Source organism: Neisseria sp. HMSC064E01 (genome assembly GCF_001808875.1).
GTDB classification, from domain to species: Bacteria; Pseudomonadota; Gammaproteobacteria; order Burkholderiales; family Neisseriaceae; genus Neisseria; species Neisseria sicca_A.
Map to the genome: position 1 here is coordinate 20,007 of NZ_KV794919.1, position 14,657 is coordinate 34,663.

15 protein-coding genes are annotated in these 14,657 nt (G+C 51.4%); 8 read left to right on the top strand and 7 right to left on the bottom strand.

What is annotated here, in order from left to right; translation table 11 throughout:
* Positions 1–19: 19 nt before the first annotated feature.
* The 4 genes from HMPREF2572_RS04675 to HMPREF2572_RS04690 all read left to right on the top strand — a co-directional run bounded on the left by HMPREF2572_RS04675 (position 20) and on the right by HMPREF2572_RS04690 (position 4,924).
* Entirely contained in the window at positions 20–730 is a 711-nt protein-coding gene (locus HMPREF2572_RS04675; protein ID WP_070496451.1) for an SMI1/KNR4 family protein, read from the top strand.
* 48 nt (positions 731–778) lie between these two features.
* On the top strand, positions 779–1,756 hold the full coding sequence (locus HMPREF2572_RS04680; protein ID WP_070496452.1) for a virulence RhuM family protein: 978 nt from the start codon (positions 779–781) through the stop codon (positions 1,754–1,756).
* A gap of 49 nt (positions 1,757–1,805) precedes the next feature.
* Entirely contained in the window at positions 1,806–2,576 is a 771-nt protein-coding gene (locus tag HMPREF2572_RS04685) for an abortive infection family protein (RefSeq protein ID WP_070496453.1), read from the top strand.
* A gap of 74 nt (positions 2,577–2,650) precedes the next feature.
* Positions 2,651–4,924 carry a Tex family protein gene (locus HMPREF2572_RS04690; protein ID WP_070496454.1) on the top strand — a complete coding sequence of 758 codons (2,274 nt, stop codon included), beginning with the start codon at positions 2,651–2,653 and terminating at the stop codon, positions 4,922–4,924.
* Positions 4,925–5,205: 281 nt separating this feature from the next.
* Here the strand turns inward: HMPREF2572_RS04690 and HMPREF2572_RS04695 are convergent, their stop codons facing one another.
* Positions 5,206–5,505 (bottom strand): hypothetical protein, encoded by a 300-nt coding sequence (locus tag HMPREF2572_RS04695; RefSeq protein WP_070496455.1) that lies wholly within the window; start codon positions 5,503–5,505, stop codon positions 5,206–5,208.
* A gap of 159 nt (positions 5,506–5,664) precedes the next feature.
* On the opposite strand from HMPREF2572_RS04695, the gene HMPREF2572_RS04700 reads away from it, so the two are divergent.
* On the top strand, positions 5,665–6,006 hold the full coding sequence (locus HMPREF2572_RS04700; protein WP_070496456.1) for a hypothetical protein: 342 nt from the start codon (positions 5,665–5,667) through the stop codon (positions 6,004–6,006).
* 77 nt (positions 6,007–6,083) lie between these two features.
* Here the strand turns inward: HMPREF2572_RS04700 and prmA are convergent, their stop codons facing one another.
* The 4 genes from prmA to accB all read right to left on the bottom strand — a co-directional run bounded on the left by prmA (position 6,084) and on the right by accB (position 9,403).
* Positions 6,084–6,971: a 50S ribosomal protein L11 methyltransferase gene (gene prmA, locus HMPREF2572_RS04705; protein ID WP_070496457.1), complete on the bottom strand. Its 888-nt coding sequence runs from the start codon at positions 6,969–6,971 to the stop codon at positions 6,084–6,086.
* A gap of 311 nt (positions 6,972–7,282) precedes the next feature.
* On the bottom strand, positions 7,283–8,644 hold the full coding sequence (gene accC / locus HMPREF2572_RS04710; protein WP_070496458.1) for an acetyl-CoA carboxylase biotin carboxylase subunit: 1,362 nt from the start codon (positions 8,642–8,644) through the stop codon (positions 7,283–7,285).
* Between the two features lie 35 nt (positions 8,645–8,679).
* Positions 8,680–8,871: a YqaE/Pmp3 family membrane protein gene (locus tag HMPREF2572_RS04715; protein WP_070496459.1), complete on the bottom strand. Its 192-nt coding sequence runs from the start codon at positions 8,869–8,871 to the stop codon at positions 8,680–8,682.
* Positions 8,872–8,941: 70 nt separating this feature from the next.
* Positions 8,942–9,403: an acetyl-CoA carboxylase biotin carboxyl carrier protein gene (accB, locus tag HMPREF2572_RS04720; protein WP_070496460.1), complete on the bottom strand. Its 462-nt coding sequence runs from the start codon at positions 9,401–9,403 to the stop codon at positions 8,942–8,944.
* Positions 9,404–9,780: 377 nt separating this feature from the next.
* On the opposite strand from accB, the gene queA reads away from it, so the two are divergent.
* Positions 9,781–10,824 carry a tRNA preQ1(34) S-adenosylmethionine ribosyltransferase-isomerase QueA gene (queA, locus tag HMPREF2572_RS04725; RefSeq protein WP_070496461.1) on the top strand — a complete coding sequence of 348 codons (1,044 nt, stop codon included), beginning with the start codon at positions 9,781–9,783 and terminating at the stop codon, positions 10,822–10,824.
* Positions 10,825–10,958: 134 nt separating this feature from the next.
* On the opposite strand, the gene HMPREF2572_RS04730 is transcribed toward queA, so the two are convergent.
* Positions 10,959–11,579, bottom strand: a complete 621-nt coding sequence (locus tag HMPREF2572_RS04730) for a nuclease-related domain-containing protein (protein WP_070496462.1) — start codon at positions 11,577–11,579, stop codon at positions 10,959–10,961.
* Positions 11,580–12,376: 797 nt separating this feature from the next.
* Here HMPREF2572_RS04730 and HMPREF2572_RS04735 point away from each other — a divergent pair.
* Both HMPREF2572_RS04735 and xth read left to right on the top strand, forming a co-directional pair.
* A complete protein-coding gene (locus tag HMPREF2572_RS04735; RefSeq protein WP_070496463.1) occupies positions 12,377–12,658 on the top strand; it encodes an ArsR/SmtB family transcription factor in 282 nt (93 codons plus the stop codon).
* A gap of 327 nt (positions 12,659–12,985) precedes the next feature.
* On the top strand, positions 12,986–13,756 hold the full coding sequence (xth, locus tag HMPREF2572_RS04740) for an exodeoxyribonuclease III (protein WP_070496464.1): 771 nt from the start codon (positions 12,986–12,988) through the stop codon (positions 13,754–13,756).
* A 101-nt stretch (positions 13,757–13,857) separates the two neighbouring features.
* On the opposite strand, the gene aat is transcribed toward xth, so the two are convergent.
* Positions 13,858–14,583 (bottom strand): leucyl/phenylalanyl-tRNA--protein transferase, encoded by a 726-nt coding sequence (gene aat / locus HMPREF2572_RS04745; protein WP_070496465.1) that lies wholly within the window; start codon positions 14,581–14,583, stop codon positions 13,858–13,860.
* Positions 14,584–14,657 lie beyond the last annotated feature (74 nt).

The following is a 14,657-nucleotide window of genomic DNA, read 5'->3' on the forward strand; positions in this document are numbered from 1 at the left end:
CCCTGCCCCTGATTACTCCATGAATTATCTGCAAAATATCGCCACCCTCTATCACCTCGACCACCTCCCCTGCGGTCTGCCCGAAGCCGAAATCACCGCTGCCGAGCAACGCCTAGGCATCCGCTTCCCCGCCATCTTGCGCGAATATCTGCTCACACTGGGCGGCAGCGAGGCAGTCAATCAGTCGTTTAACCGATTGTTGCCATTGGAAAAGATGGATTTTGACGGCGATTATCTAGTGTTGATAGAGGAATACCAAGGCGTGTTTCTGTGCGGCATTGCCAAAGCCGATTTGGCGCAAGACAACCCGCCCGTCCATATCGGCTTTTACACCGATAAAACCGACAGCTACGAATGGCAGCCGCACCTGCCCGACACCCGCGCCCTACTGCTGGAATTAGCTTGCACCAATGCCGCTATGGGCGGTCTGCGCTATTGCGCCAACATCATGGACGAAGAATCGACAGATGCCCAAGCCGTACAGTTTATTCAACAAAACCGCACCGAAATCATAGAACTTCGCCAAAAAAACCAACGCTTTTACACTGACGGCTTTCACGAAATCATCCTGCTTTGTTTTAACGAAAACGGCAACGCAAACGGCGTATTTATCGGCACCACCGACCAAGACCGCTTCGATACGCTGCTCGAACTGTTCAGCTGGGACAATTGGCTCTACACTTCTTATGACGAAGAAGATGACGAAGATGAGGAATGTGATGAAGAATAAACCAGCGATATTTTTCAGACGACCTCCACCTGCAAACGGAGAAAACCCATGTCCGACATCCTGATTTACCAAACCGAAGACGGTCGCACCCAAGTAAACCTGCTGGTGCAGGAACACACCGTTTGGCTCAACCAAAGCCAACTGGCCGAACTTTTTGACACCTCCGTGCCAAACATCGCAACGCATATCAAAAATATATTTGAAGACAAAGAGTTGCACGAGGATTCAGTTATTAAGGATTTCTTAATAACTGCCGCAGACGGCAAGCAATACCAAGTCAAACACTATGCTTTGGAAATGATTCTGGCCATCGGCTTCCGCGTGCGCAGCAAACGCGGCGTGCAGTTTCGCCGTTGGGCCAACGAGGTTTTGACGGGCTATTTGGAAAAAGGCTTCGTGCTGGACGACAAACGCCTGAAAAATCCCGACGGACGCGTGGATTACTTTGACGAACTGCTGGAAAAAATCCGCGACATCCGCGCCAGCGAAATGCGGTTTTATCAAAAAGTGCGTGAACTGTTCAAACTCTCCGCCGATTACGACCCCACCGACAAAGCCACGCAGATGTTTTTCGCCCAAGCGCAAAACAAGCTGATTTACGCCGTAACGCAGCAAACCGCCGCCGAACTCGTCTGCCACCGCGCCGACGGCAACGCCCCCAATATGGGGCTGACATCATGGAACGGCGAACGCGTACGCAAAGCCGATATCGTCATTGCCAAAAACTACCTGAACACCGACGAAATCGACACGCTCAACCGCCTGACCGTTATCTTTCTGGAAAGTGCGGAACTGCGCGCCAAAAACCGGCAAGGTCTGACGCTTGCGTTTTGGCAAAGTCGCATAGACAGCATCATCGTCGACAACGGCTTCGCCGTATTGGAAGGCAAAGGCACGCGCAGCCACAAGCAAATGGAAGCGTTTGCCGGCGAACAATACGGGCTGTTCAGGCAAAACCGTTTGGCACACATGGCGCGGCAGGCGGAAGCGGAAGATATTGCCGAACTGGAAGCGTTGAAACGGTAGTTTCAGGTAGCCTGAAATAAATAAATTAAATGAACAGATAGGTATAAAAATGCAAGATTTATTAATTCAAGCGCAAAGTCTACAAAATTTATTAATTTCTCGTGCCACCGGCGGAATTACATCCGCCAACGAAAGAGAATCTAATGCACAATATTTGCAGCTAAGGCAATTATTTATCTCAAACAAAGGGTTTGAAAAATACATCCCAAGTTTTTTACTTACATGTAGGGATTTACATCAATTTTGGAATGAAGTAAAAGCACCGCGATTTGAGACATATGCGGAACGTAGGGAGTTTATTTATAAAACATTTGAACCATTATTGAATTTTATAGAATTTAGTTATGGCAAGACTTGTCCTTCTGACGAATTAATCAACCAAGGTATTCAAAAAATCGACGCTGTTCATATAGAAAATGCTTGGAAAAAGGCTCTTGAAAGACGGATTAATGACCCAGAAGGAGCAATTACATCTGCACGAACACTGATAGAAAGTGTATGCAAATATATCTTAGATGAAGCACAAATTACTTACGATGACAGACAGGATTTACAAAAACTGTATAAACAAACAGCCGAATATCTCAATCTTGCTCCTTCACAACATACGGAAGATATTTTCAAGCAAATACTAGGTGGCTGCACTGCTATCATTGAAGGATTAGGTGCATTACGAAACCGTTTAAGCGATGCTCACGGGAAGGGAAAAATAGGTGTTAATCCCAAACCCCGTCATGCACAATTAGCTGTTAATTTATCAGGAGCACTAGCAGTTTATTTACTTGAAACTTGGGAACACAAACAAAATTCTCAAAAATAACCTTTCAGGCTACCTGAAAATTTCGTTCCAACCTGCACCCCAAAAAGCAGCCTGCACCCATCCAAAGGACCCTCATGAACATCACCCAAATCCTCTCCCAAGAACTCTCCGCCACCGCCACGCAAATCACCGCTGCTGTCGAGCTTTTGGACGACGGCGCGACCGTGCCGTTTATCGCCCGCTACCGCAAGGAGGCCACAGGCGGACTGGACGACACGCAGCTGCGCCAGCTTGCCGAGCGGCTGCAATACCTGCGCGAGTTGGAAGAGCGTAAAGCCGTTGTTTTAAAAAGCATTGAAGAGCAAGGCAAGCTTTCAGACGACCTCAGGGCGCAAATCGAAGCCGCCGACAACAAAACCGCGCTGGAAGACCTGTATCTGCCCTACAAGCCCAAACGCCGCACCAAGGCGCAAATCGCGCGCGAACACGGGTTGCAGCCGCTGGCGGACGTGCTGCTTGCCGAGCAGCCGCAGGATGTGGAGGCCGCCACACAAGGCTACCTGAACGAAAACATTCCCGACGCCAAAGCAGCGTTGGACGGCGCGCGCGCGATCCTGATGGAGCAATTTGCCGAAGACGCGGAACTCATCGGCACGCTGCGCGACAAGCTGTGGAACGAAGCCGAAATCCACGCACAAGTCGTTGAAGGCAAGGAAACCGAAGGCGAAAAATTCAGCGATTATTTCGACCACCGCGAACCCGTGCGCACCATGCCCAGCCACCGCGCGCTGGCGGTTTTGCGCGGCCGCAACGAAGGCGTGTTGAACATCGCGCTCAAATACCAACCCGACGACACGCCGATTACGCAGCAAAGCGAATACGAGCAACTCATCGCTCGCCGTTTCAAGGTTTCAGACGACCACAAATGGCTGCGCGACACCGTGCGCCTGACTTGGCGCGCGAAAATCTTTTTGTCGCTGGAACTCGAAGCCTTAGGTCGTCTGAAAGAAGCCGCTGATACCGACGCGATTACCGTGTTTTCCCGCAATCTCAAAGACTTGCTGCTCGCCGCGCCCGCCGGACGGCTGACGACTTTGGGTCTCGACCCCGGCTACCGCAACGGCGTGAAATGCGCCGTGGTGGACGACACGGGCAAGCTGCTGGATACCGTCATCGTCTATTTACATCAAGAAAACAATATGTTGGCAACGCTGTCGCGCCTGATTAAACAACACGGTGTGAAGCTTATCGCCATCGGCAACGGCACTGCCAGCCGCGAAACCGACAAAATCGCGGGCGAACTGGTGCGCGGAATGCCCGAAAGCAGCCTGCACAAAATCGTCGTGTCCGAAGCCGGCGCGTCGATTTATTCCGCGTCCGAACTGGCGGCACGCGAGTTCCCCGACTTGGATGTTTCCCTGCGCGGCGCGGTGTCCATCGCCCGCAGGCTGCAAGACCCGCTTGCCGAGTTGGTCAAAATCGACCCCAAATCCATCGGCGTGGGCCAGTATCAGCACGACGTGAACCAAAGCCAGCTTGCCAAATCGCTGGACGCGGTGGTCGAAGACTGCGTGAACGCCGTCGGTGTGGACGTGAACACCGCGTCCGCCCCGCTCTTGGCGCGGATTTCCGGTTTGAATCAAACCCTTGCCCACAACATTGTCACCTACCGCGATGAAAACGGCGCGTTCGACAGCCGCAAAAAATTGCTGAAAGTGCCGCGTTTGGGCGAAAAAACCTTCGAGCAGGCGGCAGGCTTTTTGCGGATTAACGGCGGCAAAGAGCCGCTGGACGCGAGTGCCGTCCACCCCGAAGCCTATCCCGTCGTCGCCAAAATGCTGGCTCAACAAGGCATTACCGCCGCCGAACTCATCGGTAACCGCGAGCGCGTGAAGCAAATCAAAGCATCCGACTTCACCGACGAACGCTTCGGCCTGCCGACCATTTTGGACATCCTGTCCGAACTGGAAAAACCCGGCCGCGACCCGCGCGGCGAATTTCAGACGGCCTCCTTCGCCGAAGGCATCCACGAAATCAGCGACTTGCAAGTCGGCATGATACTCGAAGGCGTGGTTTCCAACGTCGCCAACTTCGGCGCGTTCGTGGACATCGGCGTCCATCAGGACGGCTTGGTACACATCTCCGCCCTGTCCAACAAGTTCGTCCAAGACCCGCGCGAAGTCGTGAAAGCCGGCGACGTGGTGAAAGTGAAAGTGCTGGAAGTCGATGCCGCCAGAAAACGCATCGCGCTGACCATGCGCTTGGATGACGAAGCAGGCGTCGCAGCCAAAGGCAACAGGTCGTCTGAAACCCGACATCAGGAACGCCGCGACCGCAAACCCCAACGCAACGACCGCGCCCCGACCAATTCGGCAATGGCGGATGCGTTTGCGAAGTTGAAACGGTAAGGTAGGTATCAAAAAGAGCTGCGAAATGATTTGCGGCTCTTTTTTAAATCAAATTCACCCATTTATAGTGGATTAAATTTAAACCAGTACGGCGTTGCCTCGCCTTGCCGTACTATTTGTACTGTCTGCGGCTTTGTCGCCTTGTCCTGATTTAAATTTAATCCACTATAACTAATGCACATTCCCAAAGTTCAAGCCCATCTGCCAAATCTCCAATTCAGACGACCTGAAAATGCAAAAACCGCCCCCAAAAGGCGGTTTATCCAGTTATTTTTTAGCTATCAATAAATACTGAGCGGCAGGCTGCGATCACCCAGAATTAAAGGCTCGGCAGCGACAACGCCATCATTGACGACGACGGATGTAGTCTTGACGGAGCCGGTGATGGTATTGAGGTGTCCCCATATATAGACCAGCCCTATCGGGGAAGGTTGGATTCTGGTCGGTTTGCCCATCAATGCAATCACTTCTCTTTCACTCATGCCCTGCCTGATTTGATGAGCATTTGTCCAACTGAAATTATTACCGAAACAGCCTGCCAATGTGACAGACACAAGGGCAGCCAAAAACAACTTCTTCATTTATTATTCCTTTTATCATACAACAGTGTCGATTATGCCATTATGCTTTAATGATAATGTAATTACAACCTGCTGATATACCCGATGGCTTATCGATACGAACAGGCGTATAGTTTGAGATATTGCAAACCCATCATCACCAACCAAGGAGTCCAAACCATGAAACCTGTTTTGTTTGCCGCGCTGATTTCCTGTTTTTCCGTTGCTGCGTATGCGGCTTGTACCGACAGCCAGCAGCAGTGTGTGATTTATAAAAACGGTAATGTCGCGGCTGAAGGCGGCTGTTCGGTTAACAAATGTCAGAATGCCGATGCGCAGGTGTTGAAATGGAAGCTGAAAAACGGTAAAGGCGTAACCGTCGAAATTGGAAAAAACGGTAAGGTTTTGGTGAACAAAAAACCCGGGGCGAAGGCGAACAACAGCAACGCGGCGGGCATGGGCTTGACGTGTTATGCCGCTGACGCGGACAAACGTGAGCAGTTCTGCTCAACCAATTATTGATACGGGATCGGCATGAAAAAAGGTCGTCTGAAACCTGAATCGGTTTTCAGACGACCTTTTGTTTGAGCGTATCGCTATCAGCGTTTGACGCCGCTGAGCCTTGCCCAGCCTTCGTCGATTTCGGCGGGCTCGATGTCGAACCATTGGCTGTAAATGCCGCTGAGTTCTTCGACTTGTTCGTCCAGCAAACCGGACAACACGATGCGGCCACCTTGTTTGGTGCGGGCGGCGAGCATTTCGCCGAGCATGCGCAGGGGGTTAGCGAGGATGTTGGCGACGACGATGTCGAATTGTCCTTGCGGCAAACCGTCGGGCAGGTAGAACTGTGCATCGACATTGTTTTGTGCGGCGTTGTCTTTGCTGGCGCGGATAGCTTGTTCGTCAATATCGACGCCGACGGCAGAACCTGCGCCAAGCTTGAGGGCGGCGATGGTCAGGATGCCTGAGCCGCAACCGTAGTCTAGGACGCTTTCGCCGCCTTTGAGTTGTGTGTCCAGCCACTTGAGGCAGAGGCGCGTGGTCGGGTGGCTACCGGTACCGAAGGCCAGGCCGGGATCGAGCTGGAGGTTGACGGCGTTGCTGTTCGGTGCTTCGTGCCAAGAGGGGGTAATCCACAGGCGTTCGGAAATTTGAATGGGGTCGAACTGCGCTTGGGTTAGGCGCACCCAATCTTGGTCGGCGAGGATTTCGCTGGTGTATGCCAAGTCTTTCAGTCCGCATTCTTGGCTGGCGGCTTGAATCATGGCTGCGGCATCGTCGTGCTCGCCAAACAGGGCGATGACTTTGCTTTGCTGCCAGATTTGTTCGGTCGGCATGCCGGGTTCGCCGAAGATGGCTTGTTCGTTTTCGGTGCCTGCGTAGGCGTCTTCGATGGCGGCGGAAAGTGCGCCGTGTTCCATCAGGGCGTCGGCGAGGCGTTCGGCGACGGCATCGTTGACGTTGATGGTGATTTGTTGATAGGACATGGTGGGCTTTCTCGGTGGGGTCGTCTGAAATTAGGAAGTAGCGGTCAAATACACGATTTTGGTCGTTTGCGATATGTTTAGACTATGGGCGTAACAGTGTGCTGCTTGCTTCGGATTGAATCGTTTTTCTGCCTTAACACGGATTCTTTCTTGCGCCGAAATGGCAGCAGACAGGTTGGCTCAATCATATTCTAGGCTTGTCGGCAATCGCTGAAATACGCCCGAAATCAGGTTGCAATCTGTCTGAAAAAAGGTCGTCTGAAAGCCATGCGGTTTTTCAGACGACCTTCGACTATTCAAGCGGGACGGTTTTATTTGTCCTGTTTGGCTTTGCGTTCTTCCAGCCAGTGTTCCAGATAATGGATGCTGACGCCGCCTTTTTCAAAACCGGGATCGCTGAACAAATCGCGGTGCAGCGGGGTATTGGTTTTGATGCCGGTTACGGCAAGCTCGGCGAGGGCGACGCGCATTTTTGCCATTGCCTGCTCGCGGGTTTTGCCGATGACGCAGACTTTACCGATCAGGCTGTCGTAGTACGGCGGGATGCGGTAGCCTTGGTAAATGTGGCTGTCCACGCGGATGCCGAAGCCGCCGGGCAGATGACAGCTTTCAATCAGACCGGGGCTTGGGATGAAGTTGTACGGGTCTTCGGCATTGATGCGGCACTCGAAAGCATGACCTTCGATTTCGATGTCTTTTTGCTTGTATTGCAAAGGCAGACCGCCGGCAATGCGGATTTGCTCCTGTACGATGTCCACGCCGGTAATCAGCTCGGTAACGGGGTGTTCGACTTGGACGCGGGTGTTCATTTCGATAAAGAAGAATTCGCCGTTTTCATACAGGAATTCAAACGTACCTGCACCACGGTAGCCAATGCGCTTGCAGGCGTCGGTACAGGCTTTGCCGATTTTTTCGCGGGCTTTTTCGTCGATGAAGGGAGCGGGTGCTTCTTCGATGACTTTTTGGTGACGGCGCTGCATGGAGCAATCGCGCTCGGCAAGGTAGATGGCGTTGCCGTGTTCGTCGGCGAGCACTTGGATTTCGACGTGGCGCGGGCGTTGCAGGTAGCGTTCCATATAGACCATCGGGTTGCCGAACGCCGCGCCTGCTTCAGCTTTGGTCATTTCGACGGATTTGATGAGGTCTTCTTTTTTCTCGACCACGCGCATACCGCGTCCGCCGCCGCCGCCCGATGCTTTGATAATCACGGGATAACCGACTTTATCGGCGGTTTTGAGAATTTCGGCGGGATCGTCGGACAGAGCGCCTTCCGAACCAGGAACACAAGGTACGCCCGCTTCAATCATCGCGTGTTTCGCGGAAACTTTGTCGCCCATCAGGCGGATGGTTTCGGCGCGTGGGCCGATGAAGATGAAGCCGGATTGTTCGACTTGTTCGGCAAAATTGGCATTTTCGGCAAGGAAGCCGTAGCCCGGGTGGATGGCATCGGCGCCGGTTACTTCTGCGGCGGCGATGAGGGCGGGAATATTGAGATAGCTTTGTGCGGAAGCGGCAGGGCCGATGCACACAGATTCGTCGGCAAGTTTGACGTGCAGACTGTCTTTGTCGGCTTCGGAATGCACGGCGACGGTGGCGATACCCATTTCACGGCAGGCTCGCAGGACGCGCAGCGCGATTTCGCCTCGGTTGGCGATTAATACTTTTTTCAGCATGATGACCTTTCCTGTGGTTTCAGACGACCTGCTTGTTACCTTTTGCCCAACGCATTGCGGATTTTTTCATCGGTCTTGTATTGGCTTAACGCGTACACTGCCCACATGGCGGCAGGAATCCAGCCGATTAAGGTGATTTGGAGAATCAGGCAGATGATGCCCGCAATCGGACGGCCGATGGTGAAGAATACGGCGAAGGGCAGGAAGATGGCTAACAGCAGGCGCATGGTGGAAATCCTGAGTTGGAAAGCATTTCAGACGACCTGCCCGCAATCCGGAAGGTCGTCTGAAAACGAATTATTCGATAATGAAGAGCGGCTCGCCAAATTCCACAGGCGTACCGTTTTCCACCAGAATTTCTTTAACCGTGCCGGATTTCTCGGCTTCGATTTCGTTCATCAACTTCATCGCTTCGATGATACACAATGTATCGCCGACTTTGACTTGCTGACCGACTTCGACGAAGGCGGCAGCATTCGGGCCAGGCGCGCGGTAGAACGTACCGACCATAGGCGATTTTTGTGCGTTGGACAGGTCGCGGGCGGCAGGCGCTGCGGGAGCGGGGGCTGCTGCGGCAGCAGGAGCGGCGGCGGGTGCAGGAGCAGGCGCGGCTACATGGGCGGGCGCGGCATAAACGGGAGCCGGAGCGGCGGTGGCGCGGGTGATGCGGACTTTTTCCTCGCCTTCGGTAACTTCGATTTCGGCGATACCTGATTCTTCTACTAAATCAATCAGTTTTTTTAACTTGCGCAAATCCATTTTCGTTCCTTTACGATACGGCCAAAATGTTGTGAAGCGGCCGTGTTTGTTGCGGGATATTTCAGAAAACAACCGGCCTGCGGCAACGGCGCAAACCGGACAGTATTTTGTTGCATAAAGGGGCATTCTCAGGAGCAGAAACCCCGTAAATGAATTTGACTATTTTCCCGAACTTGCCGACAAATGTCTAGCAAAATCTTGAAAAAAGGCGGTTTTTGAACAAAACGGGCGGATTCGGAGAATTTGTCCGAATACGTATTTTTTTGGCGAGTGTTTATTCTAATTTGTTGGTTTATGAAGGGAAAAAGGTCGTCTGAAAAAAGCCAAAGTGCGTATAATGACCGCCTGACAAAATTTGTAAGCATCAAAATAAGATTATGGACATTTCCGATTTCGATTTCACCCTGCCCGACCAATTAATTGCCCAGCACCCGCCCGAAGTGCGCGGCAGCAGCCGCCTTTTGGTCGCGCTGCCCGATATGCCGCTGCAAGACCGGGCGTTCGGCGATTTGCCTGATTATATTGAGGCGGGCGATGTTTTAGTGTTCAACAACACCAAAGTCATGAAAGCGCGGCTGTTCGGACAAAAAGAGAGCGGCGGCAAAATCGAAGCCTTGATAGAGCGCGTTTTGGACAACCACACCGCGCTGGCGCACATCCGTTCGTCCAAATCGCCCAAACCCGGCACGAAGCTGATTTTTGAAGGCGATATTCGCGCCGTCATGGTTGAGCGTGCGGGCGAACTGTTCTGCCTGCGTTTTGAAGGTGAACAAACCGTTTACGAACTTCTGGAGCAAAACGGCCATCTGCCGCTGCCGCCCTATATCGAACGCGCAGCCGGAGCCGATGACGACAAGCGTTATCAAACCGTCTATGCGAAACATCAGGGCGCGGTCGCTGCGCCGACGGCGGGTTTACATTTTACAGACGAGCTTTTAGGTCGTCTGAAAGCCAAAGGCGTGGAAACGGCGGAAGTGACCCTGCACGTCGGCGCGGGAACGTTCCAGCCCGTGCGCGTGGACAAAATCGAAGAACACAAAATGCACAGCGAATGGTTTGACGTACCGCCCGAAACCGTCGCCGCCATCGAAGCCGCACATGCGCGCGGAAACAAAGTTTGGGCAGTCGGCACCACTTCCATGCGTGCCCTCGAATCCGCCGCGCGCGAGACAGGTCGTCTGAAAGCGGGACAGGGCGACACCGATATTTTCATCACACCGGGCTACCGCTTCCGTGTCATCGACCGCCTGATTACCAATTTCCACCTGCCCAAATCCACGCTCCTGATGCTCGTCAGCGCGTTTTCGGGCATGGAACACATCCGCGCGGTGTACCGCCATGCGGTCGAACATGAATACCGTTTTTTCAGCTATGGGGACGCAATGGTTTTGGAGCGGAACGACGGTTCAAAATCTGAATAAGCCTAAAAAAACGTCGTCTGAAAACCATTCAGGCGACGTTTTCTATTTGGGACTGAAGGCTTGCGAAACAGGTGAATTGACTGCCATCAGGCAAATCCGATTACGCACAATCCGTTCAAACCGCCCTACCCTGTTCATACATGCGATTCAAACCGATGCCGATTGAAAACCACATCAAATTCATAGCCTTCCAGCACTTCCCTGATTTGCTTGACTTCTTCGGGTGTCAAGACGGTTTCCGTATATTGTGAAATATATTCAGCGAAATCAGAGTCTTCCGTGACATTATCCGGCATCATGGTTTGGAATTGGCAATTACCCGGAAAAACCACCACCGAAGAAAACACACGCGTCGGCAAATGGAGTTTTTCAGCCAAAATCCGAATATATTGCTGGTTTTTCAACAAAGGGTTGGGAAACAGCGTTTTGCTTTTGTGAAACTTATGCGTCCACATCCCGTTGCCGTCATCGCCCCAAATCCTGCCCTGATAATTCGGCGTGGCAACCACGAAAATCCCGAAACAGGACACATAAACATAATCAATCTGTTCATGCTGCCCGTCCCGATAAATATCCAAGCTGCGAAACTCATGATAGACAGATTCGTCCAAGCGGCAATCCGCACGGACATTGACGGCGAAACGGCTGATAAATTGTTTGACAGGCGTATTTTTAGACAGGCAGGTTGCCAGCACAAATGCCGCTGCACAACCCGTCAGCACAAGACCGCCTGAAGACAGAAAGTCGGTATCCATAAATGATATTTTCCCGCAAATACTGCCGCTCCTGCATGAACAGCACTCCCCATACCCCATACAGACGGCAAAAATGTTATTTTTTATAATGTATTAGCTTACTTATAATGCTAATGTAATTTTTTATGATTATAACGCAATTTATATTATTTACAATAAAAAATACCATTTGTATAAAATTTACACCGCTTATCATTTTTTGAATTAGTCATTCTTCAGACTGACATTGCCTGACCGTTTCCATCCCTTCACTTTCCAAATCCAAAAAATCTCCTGATTATTCAATCTCAAGCATTCATCATAAATTAATCTAAAACCGACGCGCAAACCTTCAAAACCCAATCCCGCTACAAAAATAATCTGTGACATCAATCCGCCCCCCCCTTTAAGTGTCGGCAAAATATCACACTCTCCGACAGCCCTTCCCTGCCTCTGTTTTCAGACGACCCCAATAATATTTCCCACCTCCCGACACAGTTCCCAAATACGACACCGCCGATAACACTTTGTATAGAAATAGTTTCTTTAGTTTTTATAAACACAAAAATAAAATAAGAACCTTTATCTACATTCCAAAAACATATTCACCCGATTCGGTTACTTTCTCAAAAGCCGGAGAAACAACAATTATTTACGATAAATTTTAACGGACATACTCCTTTTTCACGCTGCTTGCTTTATACTTACCCGATATAAGCGATTGAATTTATGGATAAACGCAAAAAGAATCAAACTCATTTTGCTCTTCCTGTTTCAGCCCCAAAAAACCAATCTCACTGATTAAAGAAAGTCACACTATGGAAACCAAACGTCTCTCTTCGTTACTCAAACTTATCGCCAACCCCGACCGTATGACCATTTTGTTCATGCTGATGGACAGCGAACGCAGCATCGCCGAATTATCCGAAGCACTCGGACAGCCCGCGACCGCCGTTTCCAACCATCTCGCGCGCCTGCGCTCCGAAGGTTTGATCGATTTCACCCGCTACCACCGCATTATCGAATACCGATTGGTATCCGAAGAAGCCGCCGCTATCCTCAATACGCTGCGCAATTTGGAAAACCGTAAAGCAGCCTAAGGGCTGTTGAGCGTTGTTTTCTCAAACGGATTTTTGTTTCAAAACCGGCAGCCGCCACAATTCTCTGATGTTACAATAACGTCCCGTTTACCCAACAAAGCGGTTTTGCATGAACCGCTTTTGTTTTGTCCTTATAGTGGATTAAATTTAAATCAGGACAAGGCGACGAAGCCGCAGATAGTACAGATAGAGACCTTTGCAAAATTCCCCAAAATCCAGATAGTACGGCAAGGCGAGGTAACGCCGTACTGGTTTAAAGTTAATCCACTATATTTTGCCCGAAAAGCCCGAAACACTTTTCAGACGACCCTCACACACGGAATCCGCATGAAAATCACCACTTGGAACGTCAATTCCCTCAACGTGCGCCTGCCGCAGGTGCAAAACTGGCTTGCCGACCATCAGCCCGATGTCCTTGTTTTGCAAGAACTCAAGCTCGACCAAGACAAATTTCCCGCCGCCGCCCTGCAAATGATGGGCTGGCACAGCGTTTGGAGCGGACAAAAAACCTACAACGGCGTCGCCATCATCAGCCGCAACGAACCGCAAGACGTACACGTCGGTCTACCTGCCCTGCCCGACGACCCGCAACGCCGCGTCATCGCCGCAACCGTCAACGGCGTGCGTGTCGTCAATGTCTATTGCGTCAACGGCGAAGCCCTCGACAGCCCGAAATTCCAATATAAAGAACAATGGTTTGCCGCTTTGACTGAATTTGTCCGCGACGAAATGACGCGCCACGAAAAACTGGTCTTGCTCGGCGACTTCAATATCGCACCCGCCGATGCCGACTGCTACGACCCCGAAAAATGGCATGAAAAAATCCACTGCTCATCCATCGAAAGACAGTGGTTCAAAAATCTGTTGGATCTGGGCTTGACCGACAGCCTGCGCCAAATCCGCCCCGAAGGCGCGTTTTACACTTGGTTTGACTATCGCGGCGCAATGTTCCAACGCAAACTCGGACTGCGCATCGACCACCAGCTCATCAGCCCCGCCTTGTCTGCCGTGTTGAAAGACGTTTATGTCGATTTGGACGCGCGCGCGCAAGAACGCCCCAGCGACCATGCGCCGGTCGTGGCTGAATTTGATTTGTAAGGCGTAATCTTTAAAAAAGGTCGTCTGAAAACCTCATTTTTAGGTTTTCAGACGACCTTTTGCTATTCGCTTCTGGCTCGAAGCGGACTCTATTCTTGCCGCTATTCCAACGTTCCACCCACTACCCTCGCGCCCAACGCTTCTTTCAAAGGTAAAACATTCAAGCGTTGCAAGGTCGTCTGAAATTCGGCGAACGGTATCGGTTCCGAACCGAAACGATGCATATGCAGGGTATCTTGCTGACAGTCAATCAACTCGATGCCCAATCCAGCAAGAAACAGAACAGCTTGCGCGAAGGCGATTTTGGAAGCATCCGGCTCAAGGGCGAACATGGATTCTCCGTAAAACACCCGTCCGATTTGTACGCCGTAAAAGCCGCCCGCCAGTTTCAGACGACCTGTTTCATCGGGATAGAAACATTCAAACGAATGCGCATGACCCAAGCGGTGCAGCTCGGTATAAGCGGCTTGGAATTCGGGAACAATCCATGTGCCGTCCTGACCGGGGCGTGGAAAGGCGGCGCAATGCGCAATGACGGTTTCAAAGCATTGGTTGACCGTTACCCGATAGGGTTTGTTGCGCAAGGTTTTCGCCAACGAACGCCCGATATGCAGATTTTCAGGAACGATGACGGCACGCGGGTCTATGGTATGCCAAAAAAACCAGCCGTCTTCGCTGAACCACGGGAAAATCCCCTGCCGATACGCCGACAACAGCCGTCCCGTGTCCAAATCGCGGCTGATACCGACCACGCCGTCGCATTCTTCCAGCGCGTAAAACGGGTCGGGGAAAGTGTAATCATTAGGGTAAAGCAAGGGGATACTCATTAAAAATCCTAAGGTATAGTGGATTCACTTTAAACCGGTACAGCGTTACCTCGCCTTAGCTCAAAGAGAACGAT

Coding starts and splice junctions, on each gene's coding strand:
- HMPREF2572_RS04675 (WP_070496451.1), top strand. CDS start 20: ATGAATTATCTGCAAAATATCGCCACCCTCTATCACCTCGACCACCTC.
- HMPREF2572_RS04680 (WP_070496452.1), top strand. CDS start 779: ATGTCCGACATCCTGATTTACCAAACCGAAGACGGTCGCACCCAAGTA.
- HMPREF2572_RS04685 (WP_070496453.1), top strand. CDS start 1,806: ATGCAAGATTTATTAATTCAAGCGCAAAGTCTACAAAATTTATTAATT.
- HMPREF2572_RS04690 (WP_070496454.1), top strand. CDS start 2,651: ATGAACATCACCCAAATCCTCTCCCAAGAACTCTCCGCCACCGCCACG.
- HMPREF2572_RS04695 (WP_070496455.1), bottom strand. CDS start 5,505: ATGAAGAAGTTGTTTTTGGCTGCCCTTGTGTCTGTCACATTGGCAGGC.
- HMPREF2572_RS04700 (WP_070496456.1), top strand. CDS start 5,665: ATGAAACCTGTTTTGTTTGCCGCGCTGATTTCCTGTTTTTCCGTTGCT.
- prmA (WP_070496457.1), bottom strand. CDS start 6,971: ATGTCCTATCAACAAATCACCATCAACGTCAACGATGCCGTCGCCGAA.
- accC (WP_070496458.1), bottom strand. CDS start 8,644: ATGCTGAAAAAAGTATTAATCGCCAACCGAGGCGAAATCGCGCTGCGC.
- HMPREF2572_RS04715 (WP_070496459.1), bottom strand. CDS start 8,871: ATGCGCCTGCTGTTAGCCATCTTCCTGCCCTTCGCCGTATTCTTCACC.
- accB (WP_070496460.1), bottom strand. CDS start 9,403: ATGGATTTGCGCAAGTTAAAAAAACTGATTGATTTAGTAGAAGAATCA.
- queA (WP_070496461.1), top strand. CDS start 9,781: ATGGACATTTCCGATTTCGATTTCACCCTGCCCGACCAATTAATTGCC.
- HMPREF2572_RS04730 (WP_070496462.1), bottom strand. CDS start 11,579: ATGGATACCGACTTTCTGTCTTCAGGCGGTCTTGTGCTGACGGGTTGT.
- HMPREF2572_RS04735 (WP_070496463.1), top strand. CDS start 12,377: ATGGAAACCAAACGTCTCTCTTCGTTACTCAAACTTATCGCCAACCCC.
- xth (WP_070496464.1), top strand. CDS start 12,986: ATGAAAATCACCACTTGGAACGTCAATTCCCTCAACGTGCGCCTGCCG.
- aat (WP_070496465.1), bottom strand. CDS start 14,583: ATGAGTATCCCCTTGCTTTACCCTAATGATTACACTTTCCCCGACCCG.